The 19690-nt window shown below is 66.3% G+C and carries 20 protein-coding genes; 8 read left to right on the top strand and 12 right to left on the bottom strand.

Annotated elements, in window-relative coordinates; translation table 11 throughout:
• Nucleotides 1–63: 63 nt before the first annotated feature.
• Nucleotides 64–1104: a class II fructose-bisphosphatase gene (glpX, locus tag QNO10_RS03940; RefSeq protein WP_229949654.1), complete on the bottom strand. Its 1041-nt coding sequence runs from the start codon at nucleotides 1102–1104 to the stop codon at nucleotides 64–66.
• Between the two features lie 157 nt (nucleotides 1105–1261).
• On the opposite strand from glpX, the gene QNO10_RS03935 reads away from it, so the two are divergent.
• The 5 genes from QNO10_RS03935 to QNO10_RS03915 all read left to right on the top strand — a co-directional run bounded on the left by QNO10_RS03935 (nucleotide 1262) and on the right by QNO10_RS03915 (nucleotide 6634).
• Nucleotides 1262–1855, top strand: coding sequence for a DUF4245 domain-containing protein (locus tag QNO10_RS03935; RefSeq protein ID WP_229949652.1), 594 nt, complete (start codon nucleotides 1262–1264; stop codon nucleotides 1853–1855).
• 45 nt (nucleotides 1856–1900) lie between these two features.
• Nucleotides 1901–2563, top strand: a complete 663-nt coding sequence (locus QNO10_RS03930) for a carbonic anhydrase (RefSeq protein WP_229949650.1) — start codon at nucleotides 1901–1903, stop codon at nucleotides 2561–2563.
• Between the two features lie 41 nt (nucleotides 2564–2604).
• A complete protein-coding gene (locus QNO10_RS03925; RefSeq protein WP_229949648.1) occupies nucleotides 2605–4026 on the top strand; it encodes a class II fumarate hydratase in 1422 nt (473 codons plus the stop codon).
• Between the two features lie 167 nt (nucleotides 4027–4193).
• A complete protein-coding gene (locus QNO10_RS03920; RefSeq protein ID WP_229949646.1) occupies nucleotides 4194–4919 on the top strand; it encodes a TetR/AcrR family transcriptional regulator in 726 nt (241 codons plus the stop codon).
• Nucleotides 4916–6634: an MDR family MFS transporter gene (locus tag QNO10_RS03915; protein ID WP_229949644.1), complete on the top strand. Its 1719-nt coding sequence runs from the start codon at nucleotides 4916–4918 to the stop codon at nucleotides 6632–6634. Before QNO10_RS03920 ends, QNO10_RS03915 begins: the two co-directional genes overlap by 4 nt.
• A gap of 80 nt (nucleotides 6635–6714) precedes the next feature.
• On the opposite strand, the gene QNO10_RS03910 is transcribed toward QNO10_RS03915, so the two are convergent.
• From QNO10_RS03910 to QNO10_RS03895, 4 genes are all read right to left on the bottom strand, one after another.
• A complete protein-coding gene (locus tag QNO10_RS03910; RefSeq protein WP_229949642.1) occupies nucleotides 6715–7185 on the bottom strand; it encodes an NUDIX hydrolase in 471 nt (156 codons plus the stop codon).
• A gap of 4 nt (nucleotides 7186–7189) precedes the next feature.
• On the bottom strand, nucleotides 7190–7723 hold the full coding sequence (locus QNO10_RS03905; RefSeq protein ID WP_229949640.1) for a prepilin peptidase: 534 nt from the start codon (nucleotides 7721–7723) through the stop codon (nucleotides 7190–7192).
• Between the two features lie 62 nt (nucleotides 7724–7785).
• Nucleotides 7786–9114 carry an RNA 5'-3' helicase PhoH2 gene (gene phoH2, locus QNO10_RS03900; RefSeq protein WP_229949638.1) on the bottom strand — a complete coding sequence of 443 codons (1329 nt, stop codon included), beginning with the start codon at nucleotides 9112–9114 and terminating at the stop codon, nucleotides 7786–7788.
• Between the two features lie 153 nt (nucleotides 9115–9267).
• Nucleotides 9268–10029 (bottom strand): isoprenyl transferase, encoded by a 762-nt coding sequence (locus tag QNO10_RS03895; RefSeq protein WP_229949636.1) that lies wholly within the window; start codon nucleotides 10027–10029, stop codon nucleotides 9268–9270.
• A gap of 285 nt (nucleotides 10030–10314) precedes the next feature.
• On the opposite strand from QNO10_RS03895, the gene trhA reads away from it, so the two are divergent.
• Nucleotides 10315–10965 carry a PAQR family membrane homeostasis protein TrhA gene (gene trhA / locus QNO10_RS03890; protein WP_229949796.1) on the top strand — a complete coding sequence of 217 codons (651 nt, stop codon included), beginning with the start codon at nucleotides 10315–10317 and terminating at the stop codon, nucleotides 10963–10965.
• Here the strand turns inward: trhA and QNO10_RS03885 are convergent.
• From QNO10_RS03885 to mca, 3 genes are read right to left on the bottom strand one after another with little or no spacing between them, the layout of a single operon-like run.
• Nucleotides 10962–13073, bottom strand: coding sequence for a thioredoxin domain-containing protein (locus QNO10_RS03885; protein ID WP_229949634.1), 2112 nt, complete (start codon nucleotides 13071–13073; stop codon nucleotides 10962–10964). The genes trhA and QNO10_RS03885 overlap by 4 nt on opposite strands.
• Before the next feature lie 10 nt (nucleotides 13074–13083).
• On the bottom strand, nucleotides 13084–13398 hold the full coding sequence (locus tag QNO10_RS03880; protein WP_229949632.1) for a hypothetical protein: 315 nt from the start codon (nucleotides 13396–13398) through the stop codon (nucleotides 13084–13086).
• Between the two features lie 51 nt (nucleotides 13399–13449).
• Entirely contained in the window at nucleotides 13450–14367 is a 918-nt protein-coding gene (gene mca, locus QNO10_RS03875; RefSeq protein ID WP_231707585.1) for a mycothiol conjugate amidase Mca, read from the bottom strand.
• 57 nt (nucleotides 14368–14424) lie between these two features.
• Here mca and QNO10_RS03870 point away from each other — a divergent pair, with 57 nt between their 5' ends.
• Together QNO10_RS03870 and greA are read left to right on the top strand one after the other, a co-directional pair.
• Nucleotides 14425–14883 carry a DUF4307 domain-containing protein gene (locus QNO10_RS03870; protein ID WP_229949630.1) on the top strand — a complete coding sequence of 153 codons (459 nt, stop codon included), beginning with the start codon at nucleotides 14425–14427 and terminating at the stop codon, nucleotides 14881–14883.
• 222 nt (nucleotides 14884–15105) lie between these two features.
• Complete coding sequence (gene greA / locus QNO10_RS03865) at nucleotides 15106–15597, top strand: transcription elongation factor GreA (RefSeq protein ID WP_229949628.1); 492 nt, start codon at nucleotides 15106–15108, stop codon at nucleotides 15595–15597.
• Nucleotides 15598–15630: 33 nt separating this feature from the next.
• Here the strand turns inward: greA and QNO10_RS03860 are convergent, their stop codons facing one another.
• Genes QNO10_RS03860 through QNO10_RS03845 form a run of 4 tightly spaced genes read right to left on the bottom strand, consistent with a single transcriptional unit; the run spans nucleotide 15631 to nucleotide 19689 of the window.
• Nucleotides 15631–16212 (bottom strand): rhomboid family intramembrane serine protease, encoded by a 582-nt coding sequence (locus QNO10_RS03860; RefSeq protein WP_229949626.1) that lies wholly within the window; start codon nucleotides 16210–16212, stop codon nucleotides 15631–15633.
• A gap of 4 nt (nucleotides 16213–16216) precedes the next feature.
• Nucleotides 16217–17458 carry a threonine ammonia-lyase gene (ilvA, locus tag QNO10_RS03855; protein WP_229949624.1) on the bottom strand — a complete coding sequence of 414 codons (1242 nt, stop codon included), beginning with the start codon at nucleotides 17456–17458 and terminating at the stop codon, nucleotides 16217–16219.
• The gene (locus QNO10_RS03850; RefSeq protein WP_229949621.1) at nucleotides 17455–18678 is read right to left on the bottom strand and encodes an AI-2E family transporter; all 1224 of its coding nucleotides are present in this window, start codon (nucleotides 18676–18678) and stop codon (nucleotides 17455–17457) included. Before QNO10_RS03850 ends, ilvA begins: the two co-directional genes overlap by 4 nt.
• 48 nt (nucleotides 18679–18726) lie before the next feature.
• Nucleotides 18727–19689, bottom strand: a complete 963-nt coding sequence (locus tag QNO10_RS03845) for an aldose 1-epimerase family protein (protein WP_229949619.1) — start codon at nucleotides 19687–19689, stop codon at nucleotides 18727–18729.
• Between the last annotated feature and the right edge of the window lies 1 nt (nucleotide 19690).

Below are 19690 nucleotides of genomic sequence, written 5' to 3'. Positions count from 1 at the left end.
CAGGCGGCCGGATATCCGGCCGCCTGTTTCCCTTACTGGGTTTTCCTGGAGAGCCGCTGCCCCTTACATCGAGCGGGCGTAGGACTCCCACTTGTGCGCCTGGTGTTCGCCGTCCACCACGCGGATGGTGCCGGACTTGGAGCGCATCACGATCGACTGGGTCAGCACACGGTCCTTCTTGTAACGCACGCCGCGCAGCAGGTCGCCGTCGGTGATGCCCGTGGCGGCGAAGTAGCAGTTGTCGCTCCAGACCAGGTCATTGGTGGACATCACGCGGTCCAGGTCGTGGCCGGCGTCGATCGCCTTCTGCTTCTCGTCGTCCGACGTCGGCCACAAGCGGCCCTGGATGACGCCGCCGAGTGTCTTGACGGCACAGGCGGTAATGATGCCCTCCGGGGTTCCACCGATGCCCATCAACGCATCGACGTCGGTGCCTTCACGTGCCGCCGCGATGCCGCCGGCGACGTCGCCGTCCATCAGCATCCGGGTGCGTGCGCCGGCATCGCGGATTTCCTGGACGAGGGGCTTGTGGCGGTCGCGTTCCAGGACCATCACGTTGAGCTGGTTGATCTTCTTGCCCTTGGCCTTGGCGATCAGGTGCAGGTTCTGCTTCACCGGCAGGCGGAGGTCCACCATGTCGGCGGCTTCGGGACCTGTGACCAGCTTCTCCATGTAGAACACGGCCGAGGGGTCAAACATCGTGCCGCGCTCCGCCACCGCAAGAACGGCGAGGGCATTGTTGATGCCGAGCGCGGTCAGGCGGGTTCCGTCGATCGGGTCCACGGCGACGTCGCACAGTGCTCCGGTGCCGTCACCCACGTGTTCGCCGTTGTAGAGCATCGGCGCTTCGTCTTTTTCGCCTTCGCCGATGACGACGACGCCGTTGAAGTGGACAGTGGAAATGAGTGAACGCATCGCGTCCACGGCGGCGCCGTCGGCGGCGTTCTTGTCGCCGAAGCCCACCCAGTGGCCGCCGGCGATGGCTGCTGCCTCGGTGACCCGGACGAGCTCAAGGGCCAGGTTCCGGTCCGGCTCGGAATCCCCGACTGCCAATGCGGGGGAAAGTGTGGAGTACTGGGCACCTTTGGACACGTCAAACCTCATCTTCGAAATTTCGATGTAAACGGACACCCGCCAGGGAGCGGATGTCCTTTTGTCCGATCATAGTCTGAGTGCCTCCCGTCACCACCCTGCGCGGGGATTTCACTGACAGTGGCTGTACCGAGTAGGACATCGCGCCCGCATAAGAGATTATGGAGGGGTGAGCGAAACGCACCCCGACCCCCAGCAGACCGATGACGCCGTAACGCCGGTATTGACCGCCAAGCAGGCAAAGCGGGCCAATGCCACGGTGATGGGCATGCTGATCGCCACTGGCCTCACACTGGCACTGTGCCTGGTGCCGGTGCTGCTCAACCCAGCCCCCAAGATGCAGGCGCGCGACGTCGATGTCGCTGCGGCCGCCAACCAGGCCGCCGGTGATGCCGGATACGTCCCGCTGGCCCTGGAGCTGCCGGACGGCTGGACCGCGAACTACGCCCGCTGGAACGCGGGGACCAATGACGGCGTCCCGAACTGGGAGGTGGGATATCTCACCCCGGAGACGGAATTCATCTCACTGACGCAGACCAACGCCGCGAATCCCACCTGGATCTTCCAGCACACCGGTGACTCGACCGTCTCCGGGGAACGCCAGTCCGGCGGAGTGACGTGGGAGCTGCGTGATTCCTCCAACGGCGAGGCAACGCTGGTCACCGAGATCGAGGGGCAGACCCTCCTGCTGTCCGGCTCCGCCGATCTGGCTGAATTCGATGTCCTGGCCGAACACGCGGTCCAGGACCTGCGCGGCAACTGACCTTCCGCCCGCATCCGGCCGCACCACAGGAGTAACCTCGGTAGCGTGGAAACAGAGACTGAAACGACCATCACTCCCGCCCAGGCCTGGCATCGGCTGCGTAAAGGCAACGAACGCTTCGTTGCCGGCACAGCGAGCCACCCCAATCAGGACGCGCCGCGGCGCAGCTCCCTGGTGGAAGGACAGAACCCGTTCGCCGTCATCTTCGGCTGCTCGGATTCCCGTCTTGCCGCTGAGATCATTTTTGACCTCGGCCTCGGCGACGCATTCGTCGTCCGCACCGCGGGCCAGGTGATCGACGATGCCGTCCTTGGTTCGCTGGAATACAGCGTGGACACACTGGGTGTACCCCTGATTGCGGTGCTGGGACATGACAACTGCGGCGCCGTCACTGCCGCGAAGGAAACCGTCGACACCGGCGAGATGCCCAGCGGGTATGTCCGCTCCCTGGTCGAACGGATCACCCCTTCCGTGCTCGCGGCACAGCGCAAGGACCTGCACGAGGTCAATGACATGGTGGTGGAGCATACGAAGCAGACCGCCGAACGTCTGGTGGACAGCTCCAGGCTCATCGCGGCCGCCGTCGACGAGGGACGGGTTGCCGTGATTGGGCTGTCCTACCGGCTGGCGGAAGGCAGCGCCGAACTCGTCTCCGGTTTCGGCGCCCTGGAACACCCCGCCGTCCTGCGTACGACACTGCCCAAGTAGCGGTTATCACTGCGGCGCGTTCGGAGATTAGGCTGGGGAGCATGACTTCCGACACCCCCGAATACCGCATCGAACACGACACCATGGGTGAGGTCCGCGTTCCGGCCTCCGCACTCTACCGCGCCCAGACACAGCGCGCGGTCGAGAACTTCCCCATTTCCGGCACCACGCTGGAACCCTCGCACATCGAAGCGCTCGCCCGGATCAAGAAGGCCGCAGCGACCGCCAACGCCGAACTGGGGGTGCTCGACGAAGAGCGCGCCCGGGCCATTGAAAAAGCGGCCGATGCCGTGGCCGGCGGCACGTACAACGACCAGTTCCCGATCGATATTTTCCAGACCGGTTCCGGCACCTCCTCGAATATGAACACCAACGAGGTCCTGGCCGAGCTGGCCACCCGGGCACTGAAGGACGCCGGCAGCGAGACAACTGTCCACCCCAACGACCACGTCAACGCTTCGCAGTCCTCCAATGATGTCTTTCCGACGTCGGTTCACGTTGCAGCCACGTCCGCACTGATCAACAAGCTGATCCCCGCCCTGGAACACCTTGCCGGGTCCCTGGAGCGCAAGGCCGAGGAGTTCAAGGACGTCGTCAAGTCCGGCCGTACCCATCTGATGGATGCCACCCCGGTCACGCTCGGCCAGGAATTCGGCGGCTACGCTGCCCAGGTCCGCTACGGCATCGAGCGGGTCAACGCCTCGCTCCCCCGCGTGGCAGAGGTTCCGCTGGGCGGCACCGCCGTCGGCACCGGCATCAACACCCCTGCAGGCTTCCCGCAGCGCGTGATCGAGCTGCTGGCGGCCGACACCGGGCTGCCGCTGACCGAGGCCCGCGACCACTTCGAGGCCCAGGCCAACCGCGATGCGCTGGTCGAGGTTTCCGGCATGCTCCGCACCATCGCCGTCTCCTTCTCCAAGATCGCCAATGACCTGCGTTGGATGGGCTCCGGCCCCAACACGGGCCTGGGCGAGATTGCCATCCCCGATCTGCAGCCGGGCTCCTCGATCATGCCGGGCAAGGTCAACCCCGTCATCTCCGAGGCCGTCCTCCAGGTTGCCGCCCAGGTGGTGGGTAACGACGCCGCCGTGGCCTGGGCCGGAACCTTCGGCTACTTCGAACTCAACGTGGGTATCCCGGTGATCGCCGCGAACCTGCTGGAGTCCATCCGCCTCCTGGCCAATTCCTCCGTCGTGATGGCGGACAAGATGATCGACGGCATCGAGGCCAATGTGGAGCGCGCCCGCTACCTGGCCGAAGCCTCCCCGTCCATCGTGACTCCGCTGAACAAGTTCATCGGCTACGAAAACGCGGCGAAGATCGCCAAGTACTCGGTCAAGGAAGGCAAAACCATCCGCCAGGCCGTCGAGGATCTCGGCTATCTGGAACGCGGTGAGCTGACCGTGGAGCAGCTGGACAAGGCACTGGACGTCCTGTCGATGACGAAGCCGCCGCAGGCCTAGTACCCCGGCCCCGGCGGGTATCAGCCACAGCCGGGGCGGTTCATTTCAGCCAAAGGAGCGTCCGGACATCCGGGCGCTCCTTTGCTCTGCCCCGTGCGTCCGGCGCGCCCGACACATCCCCGGGCACAATTTGCACTCTGATGTACCAGAGTGCAAAACTTTGCTCCGTGATAAACAGTGCACCAGGGGACGAATGCGGCCTGCGGGAACGCAAGCGCACCGCGACACGGGCGGCGATTACGGCCCATGCCCGGACCCTGACCGCGGCCCACGGCGTCAACGGTTTCACCGTTGAACAACTGTGCGAGCGGGTCGGCATTTCCCGCCGCACGTTCTTCAATTACTTTCCCGCGAAGGAAGACGCCATCCTGGGTTCACCGGCTGACGATCTTCCCGAGGACCTGGTCCAGCGCTTCATAGCCGGTGGTCCCGGGGCCGCTGGGAACGGGCTCTCCCCCACCCTGGTTGCGGACTTCGTGGATCTGGCCGTCGGCATGACTGAACGCATGGCCATGTCGCGAACGGAGATGGCCCAGTTGAAGAAAGCCGTCGGCGCCGAGCCCCGGCTCATCCACAAGGCCATGCACGGCTCGCAGGAGGCAGAGGAAACCTTTGCCCGGATCGTGGCCACCCGCGAATCCCTCCCTGTCGATGATGCGCGGGTCCGGGCCGTAGTCACAGTCTTCGGAGCCATGGTCCAGCGCGCTGGACTCCGCTTCTTCGATCCGGCAAATACCGATTCCTACCGCCGCACGCTCGTCACTGAGGTCAATGCCGCGATCGAAGTGTTTTCGCCTGCGTCACTGCTCCCCATCGAACCGGCGGATCCCCGCCCAGCATCCACTTCCCCTGCCACTACCGGCTCTGTCGATACCGCCAAGGACACCGAATGACCACCACCGCTGAACCTGTTTCCGGGCCGCTTCTGCTGACCCAGAAACGCATCTGGATCATCTTTTCCGCCCTGATCGCCGGAATGCTGCTTTCGAGCCTCGACCAGACCATTGTCTCGACGGCGATGCCCACCATCGTCGGGGAACTCGGCGGCGTCGAGCACCAGACCTGGATCACCACCGCCTACCTGCTCGCAACCACCATCGTGATGCCCATCTACGGCAAATTCGGCGATGTGCTGGGGCGCCGCAACCTGTTCCTGTTCGCGATTGCCCTCTTCACGGCGGCATCCGTGGGCTGCGCCTTCGCCACCGACTTCTGGGCATTCGTGGTCTTCCGCGCCATCCAGGGCCTGGGCGGCGGCGGCCTGATGATCCTCTCGCAGGCCATCATCGCCGACATTGTGCCGGCCAACCAGCGCGGCAAATACCTCGGCCCGCTGGGCGGCATCTTCGGTCTGTCCGCCGTGGCCGGCCCCCTGCTGGGCGGTTTCTTCGTGGACCACATGACCTGGCAGTGGGCGTTCTACATCAACATCCCCATCGGCATCATCGCCTTCCTCATTGCCTTCTTCACCCTGACCCTGCCGACCAAGAAGGCACAGAAGCGAATCGATATCGGCGGCGTGGTGTTCCTGTCCATCGCCACCACCTGCCTGATCTTCTTCACCGACTTCGGCGGACGCGACGACTACGGCTGGACCGACCCGATGACGCTCGCATTCGGTGCGGGAATGCTTGCGGCGGCCCTCATCTTCGTGATGATCGAGCGCCGCGTCGAGGATCCGATCATTCCGCTGAGCCTGTTCCGGAATCCGATCTTCGTCAACAGCACGGCCATCGGGTTCACCCTGGGCATGGGGATGTTCGCCGCATTGGCATTCGTCCCCACCTTCCTGCAGATGTCCACCGGTACCTCCGCAGCCGTCTCCGGCCTGCTGATGCTGCCGATGATGGTCGGCATGATGGGCACCTCGATCTACTCCGGCCTCGCCATCACCAAGCACGGGACCTACAAGAAGTACCCGATTATGGGTGCCGCGCTGGTGATACTCGCCATGCTGTGGATGACCACCCTCTCCGCCGACACTCCGGTCTGGGTCATCTGCGCACAGCTGTTCGTGTTCGGCGCCGGCCTGGGCTACATCATGCAGGTGGTGGTGCTCGTGGTGCAGAACTCGGTGCCCGTGGACCAGATCGGCACGGCCACCTCCAGCAACAACTACTTCCGTGAGGTTGGCGCTTCCCTGGGTGTCGCCATCTTCGGTGCGATGTTCACGTCCCGGCTCTCGGACAACCTGGAGGCGACCTTCGCAGGGGCCGGGCTCGACGCCGGTGCGGCAGGCGAGGCGACTGCCACCCTGCAGCCGTCGGTGCTCGACACCCTGCCCGAGCCGCTGCGGGAGGGCATCGTCACGGCCTACGCCGATTCGCTTGCCCCGGTCTTCTGGTACCTGATCCCGTTCCTCGTCATCGCATTGGTCCTTGCGTTCTTCCTGAAGGAAATCCCGCTGTCCGATGTGGCCGGCATGGTGGCCCGGGGCGAAGCAGTGGGCGGCCCCGAGGCGGACCGGCTGGAAGCAGAACGTCTCGCCGCGCTGAAGGGGACCGGCCGGGAGGCTACCTCCCCGTCAGGCACTCCTGCGGAAGGCGGCCGTGCGGAAGCTCCAGAGGCTCCGCTGCAGGCTCCGGAGAACCCCTACCGGGAGAAGTAACGGATTCGTTTTGCATTAACCGGCGAAAGGGCCGTCCCGCTGCTGCGGGGCGGCCCTTTCCTGTTTGGGTTGTCAGTGGCTCAGCGCTCGAAGACGGGAACACCGGTCGCCGTGCGGGCCAGGTCAATCAGCATGCGGTGCCGGTCGCTCAGCGGCGGCAGGTCATCCAGGGCGTACCAGCCCACCTTGGTGGATTCGTCGTCGTTCACCCGCGCGGAACCGGAGAGATACCGGCAGCTGAAGGCGAGGTTCAGGAAGGAGCACACGTCGCCGTTCGGAAAGGTCACCGGACCGTGGGCGCCCACATGGATGAGGTGTTCAAGCTCCGCGTGGACGCCGGTTTCTTCTTCCACTTCACGCAGGGCACCCGGCCCGGCTTCTTCCCCGGGTTCGAGCATGCCGGTGATCAGCGCCCACCGTCCGTTATCCGCCCGCCGGCCCAGCAGGACCTGCTCCGCGGCGTTAAACACCACGGCCGTGACGCCGGGCAGCCAGAGCGGATCGTGCCCTATCCGTTCGCGCAGGGACAGGACAAAATCTGGGGTAGGCATCCTCCTACTGTAGGGCAGGGACCATCATGGCCACGGCGGATCCCAGGAGCAGGAACGGGCCAAAGGCCACCGTCGACGACGCCGTGCCGCGGCCGGTGAGGATCAGCACCACCCCGCCGATGCCGCCGAAAACAAACGCCGCCACCATCCCGGCCAGGACGTGGCCGGCGCCGAGAAAACCCAGATAGAGGCCCAGCAGTCCGGCAAGCTTCACGTCCCCGAAGCCCAGGCCCGCAGGATTCGCCAGCCTCAGCGCGAAGAACCCGGCCCACAGCCCTGCCGCACCCAGCAGCATGGCGGCAATCCGGTCCGGTTCCCCGGCGGCGAGCGCGGCACCGGCCAGCAGCACCCCCGCAACCGGGTAGGAGGGCAGGACCAGCCCGTTGGGCAGCCGCCGGGTGCGGATATCGATCACGGCCAGCCGGAGGCCCACAGCCGCGAACCAGGCAAGGGCCGCACCCAGCAGGACCGCGGCGACGGAAGCACCCGCCGTTCCGGCCGCACCCGCACCGTAGTAACCCGCCAGGATCTCCACCATGGGGCCCACCGTACCGACCCCGGGAGTCCTCCGCGGAACACCGGCCAGGTGCTGTGGACAAGCTAGCCGATCTGTCCTTCCTCCAGGAGTTCCGTCACGAGTGCCGCGATGGGCGAACGCTCGGAGCGGGTCAGCGTCACGTGCCCGAACAACGGATGGCCCTTGAGCGTCTCGACCACGGCAGCAACGCCGTCGTGCCGGCCCACCCGCAGGTTGTCGCGTTGGGCGACGTCGTGGGTCAGGACCACCTTGGAATTCTGTCCAATCCGGGACAGGACGGTGAGCAGGACGTTTTTCTCCAGCGACTGCGCCTCGTCCACGATCACGAACGCGTCGTGGAGGGAGCGCCCCCTGATGTGAGTCAGGGGCAGCACCTCGAGCATGCCGCGGTCCAGGACCTCTTCCACCACCTCCGGTGAGACGAGCGCCTCCAGGGTGTCGAAGACCGCCTGCCCCCAGGGCCCCATTTTTTCGGCCTCGGTGCCGGGGAGGTAGCCGAGTTCCTGCCCGCCCACGGCGTAAAGCGGCCGGAACACCATGACCTTGCGGTGTTCCCGGCGTTCGAGTACCGCTTCCAGCCCGGCACACAGTGCCAGCGCGGACTTTCCGGTACCGGCCCGTCCGCCCAGCGAGACTATCCCCACCTCGCGGTCCATCAGCAGGTCGATGGCCAGCCGCTGTTCGGCCGAGCGTCCGTGCAGCCCAAAGACGTCCCGGTCCCCGCGCACCAGCCGCAGCCGCTTATCGGCGCCCACCCGGCCGAGGGCGGAAGCACGCCCGGCCATCAGTACCGCACCCGTGTTGACGGGAAGTTCCGCGGCTTCGGGGATCAACAGCGCCTGGTGGTCGTAGAGCAGCGCCATGTCCGCGTCGGAGATGTCCAGTTCGGCCACTCCGGTCCAGCCCGAATCCCGGACCAGTTCGTTGCGGTATTCATCCGCGGCCAGCCCCATCGCCGAGGCCTTCACCCGCATGGGCAGGTCCTTGGACACCACGGTGACGTTCCGGCCGCCGTCGGCCAGGCTCTTGGCGACGGCCAGGATCCGGCTGTCATTGTCGCTTCCCCGGATACCGGCGGGCAGGACGTCCGTGGAGATGTGGTTCAGCTCCACCCGCAGTGTGCCGCCGTTGTCCCCCAGGGGAATGGCCGCTCCGAGGCCGCCGTGCTGAACGCGCAGGTCATCCAACAGGCGTAGGGCATTCCGCGCGAAATAGCCCAGCTCGGGATCCTGCCGCTTGCGCTCTAGTTCGGTAATCACCACCAGGGGAAGAATCACCTCGTGTTCGGCAAACCGGAGTATCGCCCGGGGATCGGACAAAAGCACCGAAGTGTCCAGCACAAAGCTGGACCTCCCGGATTCCGCTGCATTTTCCTGCTGTTCAGCTGCCATGTGGAACTCCCGTCAGGGGCGCCCCAAGGCCCCGGTCGCTGGATGAAACACAGTTCGGCCGGCACCTAAGCTGACCGATAGCACCAAAGTACGCCCGCGGCCCGCTGTTCCGCAGCAGGACACGGCCGTCGGCGGCCGCACAGGGAAGGCGGTTCAGGAACCGAAGCGCCGCTGCCTGTTGGCGTAGTCACGCAGGGCCCGCAGGAAGTCCACCCGCCGGAAATCCGGCCACAGTGCTTCGCAGAAATAGAACTCGCTGTAGGCGCTCTGCCACATCAGGAAGCCGGAGAGACGCTGCTCGCCGGAGGTCCTGATGACCAGTTCCGGGTCCGGCTGGCCGCGGGTGTAAAGGTATTCGGAAATTTTGGTGTCGGAGATTTCCTCGGTTACTTCCGCGATTGACTTGTCCTCGGCGTCAGCGTCCCGCAGGAGTTCCTTGACGGCGTCGACAATTTCCCGCCGCCCGCCGTAGCCGATGGCCACGTTTACATGCAGCCCGTCGGCGTCGCCGGTGCTGTCGCCGAGCTCAGTGAGCTGCTTGGCCAGCCGTGACGGAAGGATCTCCAGGGCCCCCACCGGCTGGACCCGCAGGTTGCCCTCTTCGCCCAGGCGGTCCAGGGTGTTGCCGATAATGTCCAGCAGCGGTTCCAGCTCGTCCGCGTCACGGTTCAGGTTGTCGGTGGAGAGCATGTAGAGGGTCACCATCCGCACACCGAGTTCCTGGCACCAGCCCAGGAACTCCAGGATCTTGTCCGCTCCGGCCTGGTGCCCGTCGCTGGTGGGCGCACCGGCGAGTTTGGCCCACCGCCGGTTTCCATCCACCATTACCCCGATGTGTTCGGGGATGCGGTCTCCAATCAGGGACCGCCGCAGCTTACGCTCGTAGTAGGCGTAGACAACACCGGGGAATTTCATTGTTTGCCTCACGTGCCTGGGGTCCGGGACAGACGCAACTGAACGTTCCGCAGGCTCCGGCTCTGCCCAAAGTAGAAAAATCTTCTCCTAGGCTACCGCTAGCCCGGCTTGCCGGTGCGCCGACCGGCGGGGGCAACGACCCGCCTCGCGCTAAGTTACCCGATCGTAAGTTAGAATTCCGTTATGGATTCGTCACCATTTTCCGCCCGCCCAACAGGTGTTCCCGCCCAGCATGATCCGGAGTCCCGGACCGCGCCCGGCCCCCTTGAAAACGCCGTTGAAGCCATTGCCGAAGAACTCGAAGTCAAGCCGCGCCTGCGTGGCTGGCTGCATGCCGGCGCCACTCCCCTGGCCCTCGCGGCCGGGATCATCCTCGTGTCCGTGGCCCCGACCACCGGCACCCGGATTGCCTCGGCCATCTACGCCTTCACCGGTGTGCTGTTGTTCGGCACCAGCGCCGTCTACCACCGCGGCAACTGGTCCCCCAAGGTCAAACGGGTACTTAAGCGCCTGGACCACACCAACATCATGCTGGTGATCGCCGGCTCCTATACCCCGCTTGCCTGGTCCCTGCTCCCCCGGGAGAGCGCCTCGACGCTGCTGTGGATCATCTGGTCCGGCGCCCTCGTCGGGGTCGCCTTCCGGCTGCTCTGGCTGAACGCGCCCCGCTGGCTCTACACCCCCGTCTATATCGCCCTGGGCTGCGCTTCCCTGTTCTACATTCCGGATTTCTACGGCACCAACCCCACGGCGGCAATCCTTATCTGCGTGGGCGGCGTGGCGTACATCGCCGGCGCCGTGATGTACGCCATGAAGAAACCCAATCCGTCCGTGGACTGGTTCGGTTTCCATGAGATCTTCCATGCCCTGACGCTGGCCGGATTCGCCGCGCACTACGCGGCGATCATGCTGGCTGTCCGCTCAGTGGCCGGCTAGGAACGCAGTCCGCGGAACTGCTCCACCAGCTCCTGGGGATCCGCGGCCGGGCGGCTGCAGACCATGCCCCGGCACAGGTAGGCCAGGGCGCCGCCGTCCGGGGCGGTCCGGCCACGCAGCAGCGGAACCTGCGTCTGCGTGCCCGGTCCGCGGGCGACGACGACGCCGGGCCCGCCCGCGCTCCTGCCGGCCCGCAGCAGCTGCTCCACCAAGACGGGATCGCTGCCGGTCACGGCCAGTTCCAGCGGACCTTCCAATGCCTGCGTCAGGACGGACATGGCCCAGCCGCCGGCCCGGGGCGCACGTGCCGCCACCAGCTGCACATGGGACAGCAGCGCTTCGGCGAGGGCACGGTGCCGGGAGGAACCCGAATACGCCGCGTAGGTGACCAGCACCCCGGCAAACAAGGCGGTTCCGCTGGGTGTGGGGCCGTCCATGGGATCGGCGGCGGAAAGTGATCCCTGCGCAGCGGCCAGCTGGTCAGTGCGCACGGCGGTGTCCTGGAGGGTCCCTTCGGAAATGAACCGCTGCTCTGCAGCCAGGACCAGCTCCTCGGCGGCCAGGTACCACTTTTCCTCGCCCGTGGCCGCGAAAAGCGCAAACAGGCCCTCCGCAGTGCCCGCATAATCTTCCAGCAGGCCCTCGATGCCCGAGGCCCTGCCGTTGTGGGACACCCGGGCCAGAATGCCGTCCCGGTAATGGACGCGGAGCAGGTAGGCCGCGGCCTCCCGCGCCAGGTCCAGCAGCCCGGCAGCCTGAACGGAGCCTGCGTCCGCCAGGGCCACGGCAGCATCGGCCAGGCCCGCTATGGCCAGCCCGTTCCAACCCGCGACGACCTTGTCATCCCGGTCCGGCTGGGGCCGCCGGTCCCGGGCCGCCAGCAGGTCGGGCCGGTAACGCTGCCACAGCTGGTCCTCCTCCGGCGCGAGGCTGCGCCCAAAGTGCAGGGTTGAGGCGCCGTCCTCCATCCGCCCGGTGTCAAGGTCAAGCAGGGCCAGGACGGCATCTGTATCCGGACCGGCGCCGGCCAGCACGGAGCGCAGCTCATCAGAGGTCCACACATAGGTGGCACCCTCCCGCCGCTGCCCGTCCACGAGGGTGTCGGCATCGAGCGAGGAGGCGAACCCTCCCCCGTCCACGCGCAGCCGTTTGGCAAGCCAGGCCGCAGTATCTGTACTGACCTGCAGTGCCAGGTTCCGCTGATCTCCGGTGGGTGCCGAGCGGCTCCAGTGGGCGTAGAGGCGCAGCAGCTGGGCGTTGTCGTAAAGCATTTTTTCGAAGTGCGGAACAGCCCAGGCGCGGTCCACCGTGTACCGGGCGAAGCCCCCTTCGAGCTGGTCGTACAGCCCGCTGCGGGCCATGGTTTCCATGGTGCGGTCGGCGACGGCGGCAGCGGTGCCGGCTGCGGGCCGCCCGGTGGAACCGTACTCGAGGAGGAACCGCAGCAGGGGCGACGGCGGGAACTTCGGAGCACCTCCGAGTCCGCCGAAACGGGGATCTTCCTGCTCGGCGACGGTCTCCACCGCTGTGGCAAGCACCTCACCGGAGAGCGGGCCAGACCCGCCGGGGGCAAGCTCCAGGGTACCGACCAGCCGGCGGTTGCCGGCCTGGGCCGAGGCCAGGTGCGCGGCGATCTGGGCCGCGCTGGCCTCTACTTCCTCCGGGCGGTCCCGCCAGGCGGAGGAAACCGCCTCCAGCACCTGCCGGAAGGACGGCATGCCCTGCAGCTGCCGGGGCGGGAAATACGTGCCGGCGTAGAAGGTGCGCCCATCAGGGAGGGTGAACACGCTCATCGGCCAGCCGCCCTGGCCGGTGAGTGCCTGGGTGGCTGCCATATACACGGCGTCGACGTCCGGGCGTTCCTCGCGGTCCACCTTCACCGAGACGAAGAACTCGTTCAGGTACTGCGCTGTGGCGGCATCCTCGAAGGATTCGTGGGCCATCACATGGCACCAGTGACAGGCCGCGTAGCCCACGGAAATAAAGACTGGGACATTTCGGCGGCGGGCTTCGGCGAAGGCTTCTTCGCCGAAGGGCCACCAGTCAACCGGGTTGTCCGCATGCTGGCGGAGGTAGGCCGATGCCTGCTTCCTCAGTCTTTCAGCCATGGTGTGCCTGCTACTTCAGGTGGTCCCAGGTGGTGTCCCGGTCCTCAGGAGCACTGGGGGTGCTCTTGGCGGGCACGGGTCCGGCGGCGTCGGGGGCGGCGGCAGCTTCGCGTTCCAGCTTCTCGGTGACCAGCTGCTCGCGGTAACGCACCCGGCGGATGCGCTTGGTCATATCGCGGATCAGGAAAATGATCGCGATCACCATAAAGAGGGTGAAGAGGAACCCGAGCGTGCCGGGTGTGACATCGCTGGGGTCGACCCCAGGCGCAAGGGTCTCCTCGGGTGCCGGGGTAACGGCCGTAGCCAGGCTGTACAGGAAGTTCACGGTATATCTCTCTTTTAGCCAATACTGCGGCGGAACCTACGTTCCCGAGGTCTATCGTATGCCAGCGAACAGATCAGTTTCAGGCAGTTCGGTTTCCACGCGGGACTCGATCAGGGAGTAGTCCTCCCAGGGCCAGACCTTGCGCTGCATCTCCGGGCTCACGGCGAAGAAGAATCCTTCGGGATCCACCTGGGTGCGGTGGCTGCGCAGTGCCTCGTCACGGACCTCGAAGAAGTCTCCGCACTCGATCTGTGTAGTGGTGGCATGCGTGGGAGCCGGCGGCTGGTGGCCCTCCGTGTCGGTTTCCTGCCAGGCCGCGATGCGCTCGGCGTACGGGGACTGCAGGCCCGCTTCCTCGAGGGCAAAGTGCAGGGCGCGGAACCGTTCGGGGTTGAAGGCACGGTCATAGTAGAGCTTCAGCGGCTCCCACGCCGCTCCGGTCCCCGGGTAGCGTGCGGGGTCCCCGGCGGCAGTGAAGGCCTCCACGGCAACCTTGTGCGCCATGATGTGGTCCGGGTGCGGGTAGCCGCCGTTTTCGTCGTAGCTGATGATGACGTGCGGCCGGAACTCCCGGACCAGCTTCACCAGCGGCGCGGCGGCACGTTCCAGCGGCTGCAGGGCGAAGCAGCCGAAGGGCAGGTCCGGCAGCGGATCGCCTTCGGGCAGCCCGGAATCGGCAAAGCCCAGCCAGCGGTGCTGAATACCCAGGGCGGCCTGCGCGCCAGCCATTTCCCGGCGGCGCAGTCCGGCCAGGTCCCGTTTGCCGGCGGGATCGCCTTCGGCGCCGGGGTTCAGGATGGAACCGCGTTCCCCGCCGGTGCAGGTGGCCACCATCACGTCGACGCCCGTGGCGGCGTAGGAGGCCATCATGGCCGCACCCTTGCTGGCCTCGTCATCGGGGTGGGCGTGTACTGCGAGCAGGCGCAGTGGAGCGGTGGGCCGGATTTCGGCGCTTTCACGGGCAGACAAGGCAACTCCTGAGCTAAGCGGAATATGGCGTGGAAATCGACCAGCTAAAATGGGGCTGTGAGTACTTCGGAAGGTCAGCCCGAGACGTCGGCACCCCAGCAGCCGGACGTTTCCACGTCCGAGTCCAGATTAGCCAATCGCTACGGCGCCCCAAAGCGGCGCCTCACCCGGCGCACCCGCATCATTGCAGCGGCCGCCGCGGTCATTGCCGCGGTAGGGGCCGCAGCGTGGATGAACGTCCCCTCTTCCACCGGAACGGTAACCTCCAAGGACGTGGGCTTCAGCTTCCCTGCCGAGGACCGGGTCATTGTTGATTTCAAGGTCGACAAGTCCGCCGGCAGCACTGCTGCCTGCGCGGTGCAGGCACTCAACGAAAGTTACGCCGTCGTCGGCTGGAAGACGGTGGTACTGGGACCGGACGCCCCGGACAGCAGCAGCCAGCACCTTGAACTCCGCACCGATTCCCCGGCGGTCACCGGCGGCGTCTACAGCTGCTGGGTGGTGGACGGGGACTAGGCGCCGTGACGTCTGGGCGCGCCATATTGGGTTAAGCCCGCACGCAAACTAGTATGGTTAGCACGACATGCCCCGCCCAGGTGTCCGGCTGGTCTTTGGTACACATCCCAAAGCCGAACGGCTCCGCCCGGCGGGGTCTTTGCTTGTCAGGCCGATCCGGCCGGCGGCATTCAGCCATGCCGGACCATCCGATGGCCCGGACGTTTATCTAAGGAGATACCCGTGTCAACCAACAGCGCATCTGTCGCCTGGCTCACGCAGGAGTCTTACGACCGCCTGAAGGCGGAACTCGAGCACCTGTCCGGTCCCGGCCGGACGGAAATTGTTGCCCGTATCGAGCAGGCACGGTCCGAGGGCGACCTCAAGGAAAACGGCGGCTACCACGCAGCCAAAGAGGAACAGGGCAAGGCTGAGGCCCGGATCCGGCAGCTGACGCAGCTTCTTGAGACCGCACATGTTGGTGAATCTCCGGCGGACGACGGCGTCGTGGAGCCGGGCATGCTGGTGGAAGCCCGCGTTGCAGGCGACGTGGAAACCTTCCTGCTGGGCAGCCGGGAGATTGCAGGCGACGGCGACATCGTGGTCTACAGCGAGAAGTCTCCGCTGGGTGCGTCCATCCAGGGCCTCAAGGCCGGGGACAGCACCACGTACACCGCGCCGAACGGCAAGAGCATCTCCGTGGAAATCATCTCCGCCAAGCCGTACGTCGGCTAGGTTCTTCCGCTGAACCGCCGGAGGCGGGCTTTCCTACGGGAGGGCCCGCCTTTGTGTTGCCGTCCGGCGCCCGCGCCGCAGTACGACGGCGGCCAGCACCCCGCCTGCCGCCCCGAACAGGTGCGCCTGCCAGGAGACGCCCAGCGTGGTGGGGAAAAGTCCCCACAGGATTGATCCGTAGATCAGGAACAGCACTCCGCTGACCAGGATCTGGAAAATATCGCGGTTATAGAATCCCCGGACCATCAGGTAGGCAAACAAGCCGAAGACGACGCCGGAGACGCCCACCGTGAGCCCGCTGCCGAACAGCCACACTCCGATGCCGGAGCACAGCCAGGAAATCGCCAGTACCGACACGAACCGCCGGACGCCCTCCAGCAGGGTGAGGAACGAAAAGACGATCAGGGGCAGCGTGTTGCCGATCAGATGGGCTGCCCCGGCGTGCAGCAGCGGGGCGAAGACCACGCCGTCGAGCCCCTCCATCTGCCGCGGAAGAATTCCCAGCAGCGGAAAGAGGACCGGCGAGAAGGCTGGCGTGAATAGGTAGACCGCCCACAGGACGGCCGCGAACAGGAGCGACCCGGTAAGGGCGGTGCGGGCACGGTTGGCGAACATGCGCTTAACCCGGCAGCACGACGGGCTGGAAACCTTCGGCCCGCAGGTTCTTCAGCACCAGTTCGCAGTGTTCGTGGCCCTTGGTTTCCATGTTGATGCTGATAGCAACGTCTCCCATGCTGATGGATCCTCCAACCCTGGTGTGGTCCACGCCCGTGACGTTAGCATCCGATTCCGCAATGATCCGCGAGATGGTCGCCAGTGATCCGGGCCGGTCATCGAGGAGGATACGGACCACCAGGTAGCGGCCCGCGGCGGCCAGTCCCCGCTGGATCACCTTCAGCATCAGCATCGGATCGATGTTGCCGCCGGAGAGGATCACTGCGGTCGTCCCGGGACTTTCAATCTTCCCGTCCATCAGGGCGGCCACTCCCACGGCGCCTGCCGGTTCCACGACCATTTTGGCGCGCTCCAGAAGGAATATGAGTGCCCGGGCCAGGGAGTCCTCGCTGACGGTCACCACATCGTCCACAAGCTCCCGGATGATGGAGAACGGCAGCTGCCCCGGCCGCCCGACGGCGATGCCGTCCGCGATGGTGGTGACCCGCGTCAGCGGCACCAGGGCATCAGCAGCGAGCGACGGCGGGTAGGACGCCGCATTTTCGGCCTGGACGCCGATGATCCGGATGTCCCGGCCAAGTTCCCGGGCGCGGGACTTCAGTGCAACGGCGACGCCGGCCAGCAGTCCGCCGCCGCCCACTCCCATCAGCACGGTGTCCAGGTCGGGGATCTGGTCCAGCAGCTCCAGTCCGACGGTCCCCTGCCCGGCCACGACGTCCACGTTGTCGAATGGATGCACAAACACCGCGCCCGTCTGGTCGGCGTATGCCTGGGCTTCGGCCAGGGCGTCATCGACGCTGTGGCCGTGCAGGATGACCTCCGCTCCGTGGCCCCTGGTGGCGGCCAGCTTGGGCAGCGCAACGCCCAGCGGCATGTAGATCCGGGCGGCAATGCCCAGCCGTGCCGCCGCCACGGCCACGCCCTGGGCGTGGTTCCCGGCGGAGGCCGCCACTACTCCGCGGGCCTTGTCTGCGGGCGACAGCTTGGCCATGCGGACATAGGCTCCGCGGACCTTGAAGGAACCGGCCCGCTGCAGATTTTCACACTTCAGATAGACCGGGGACCCGGTCTCGCGGGCCAGCGCCCGGGACATCTCGATGGGGGTGTGGGCTATGACGCCGTCGAGGAGTTTCGCGGCCGCCCGGATATCGTCCAGGGTGACAGGCAGGTTGGCCAGATCGGTCATGGGCGCTTCCCTTCCCCTGCCGCCGGCGATTCCTCCGCGCCGGGACTGTCGTCGGTCCCGGCGTCGTCCTCATCCCCGTTCCCGTCCTCGTCCATGGCCGGATCGTCTTCCCAGCCGCGGGCGGCAATGTAGCGGACCATCGTGTTGAGGATCGCCAGCAGCGGGACGGAGAACAGGGCTCCGGCAATGCCGGCGGCGAGAGTGCCGCCGGTGACGGCCAGAATAACGGCGAGCGGGTGGAGGGACACTGCCCTGCCCATGACCAGCGGCTGGAGGATATGGGATTCCAGCTGCTGCACCAGCAGGACGATGCCCAGCATGATCAGCGCATTGACCGCACCGTTAGCCACCAGCGCCAGCAGGACGGCCACGAAGCCGGTGACAAAGGCACCTACGAGGGGAACGAAGGACCCCAGGAAAACCAGGACGCCCAGGGGCAGCGCCAGCGGCACACCGATGAGGGCTGCTCCGCCGCCGATGCCGATGGCGTCGATGAGCGCGACCACCACCTGTACCCGCACATAGTTGACCATGGACTCCCAGCCGTGGATGCCGGCACCATAAGCGGCCGGACGTGCCCGGCGCGGCAGCAGGCCGGAGGTGAACTCCCAGATCCGCCGGCCGTCCAGCAGGAAGAAGACCAGGGCGAACAGGGTCAGCAGGATCCCGGCCGCAAAGTGGCCGGCGCTGCTGCCCACGCTCAAGGCACCGGACAGGATATTGGCCGAGTTGTCCTGCAGAGTGGTGGTGGCTTCATTCAGCAGGGAGTCAAGGTCGCCGGCCGTGACGTTCAGGGGGCCGGAGGAGAGCCACCCCTGGACCTGGCGGACCCCTTGCAGTGTCTCTCCCCAAAGATCCTGGAACCCGAGGGCAAGCTGCCGTCCCACCAGGGTCAGGGCTGCGGCGATGACGCCGAGGAAGGTCACGATGGTGACTGCCACCGAGAGGCCGCGGGGCAGCCGGTTCCGCCGCAGCCAGTTCGCCACAGGTGACAGCAGGCCCGCCAGCAGGGCCGCAATCATCAGCGGAATGATCAGCAGCGAGAAGTGGCTGAGTATCCAGATGAGCCCGGCGCCAACGATCAGGACAACACCGAGGCGCCAGGCCCAGGCGGCGCTTACCCGGAGGGCGAAGGGGACCTCGTCATTGTTCCGGCTGGAGTTCGCCGCGGCCGCCTGCAACGCACGGGGCGCCGCGGTGCGGCGTACGTGGGGTTTCATGGGGCCATCTTTCCACACCGGGCCGGTCCCGGACCCGTCTTTACGTGCCTATCCCCTGCTGTTACCGCTGACCGGGTCCAGCTCCGCCCGGATGCCCCATCGGGCGGAAAAATCCTGTCCCGGCTGCAGCCAGGCCAGTCCCTCCCCCGAGTTCAGGGCATTGGCCGGGGCGGTCATCGGTTCCAGCGCCACGGCGCACGCCTGGCCGGGGAATTTGTCCGTCACGAAGACGTGGACGTAGCCGCATTCAGGTCCCGTCCAGAGACTGACCGTGCGGCCGTCCGGAGCTGTGAGGGTATGCCGGTACGTGCCCGGCTCAGCAGCACTGAAGGCCAGGTCCGTATACGCGCTGTTGAGGTCCAGTCCGCCCACCCGCACTCCCGCACGAAGGTCTGCGGAACCGGTTGGCTCCTGCCTGCCGTTCGGAATAAGGCGGTCGTCAGCAGTGAGTACGGTATCCGCCGCCACCGTCAGAACCAGGTCCCCGGTCGGCACCTCGCCAAGGCGCAGGAACGGATGGGCGCCGAGGGCAACGGGAGCGGCCGCGGTCCCTAAGTTGGTCAGGCTTTGGTGCACGCGCAACCCGCCGGCGTCGTCCAGGGTGTACCGGGCGCGGTGCAGAAGGTGGAATGGATACCCGTGCTGCGGGAAGATTTCCGCGCTCAGTTCCACCGCAGACGGAACCTGCTCCCGGAGGGTGTAGCCGGTGTTGCGCAGCAGCCCGTGGCTGGCATGCCCGCGGGAGGGTTCGGTGATGTCCAGCTGCTGGGTTTCTCCGTCCAGGATCCAGCGCCCATCCTCCGTCCGGTTGGGCCAGGGTGCCAGCAGCATCCCGTTGGCCAAAGGCGGTATGGCACTGTCCGGGTAGGTCTGCACCAGGTCCACCCCGTCCAGGGTGTAGCGCCGCAGCGCGCCGGCCAGGGTCCCGATTACGGCGCGGGCGCCGCCGTTGCTGATTTCATACTGCGTGCCGGTGGCCGGAGGGGCTGGTTCGCTGCCGGTGAGGTTCATG

Source organism: Arthrobacter sp. zg-Y919 (assembly GCF_030142045.1).
Taxonomy (GTDB): Bacteria; Actinomycetota; Actinomycetes; order Actinomycetales; family Micrococcaceae; genus Arthrobacter_B.
The sequence above is the reverse complement of the archived record's forward strand: the minus strand, read 5'-3'. Positions and strand labels throughout refer to the sequence as shown.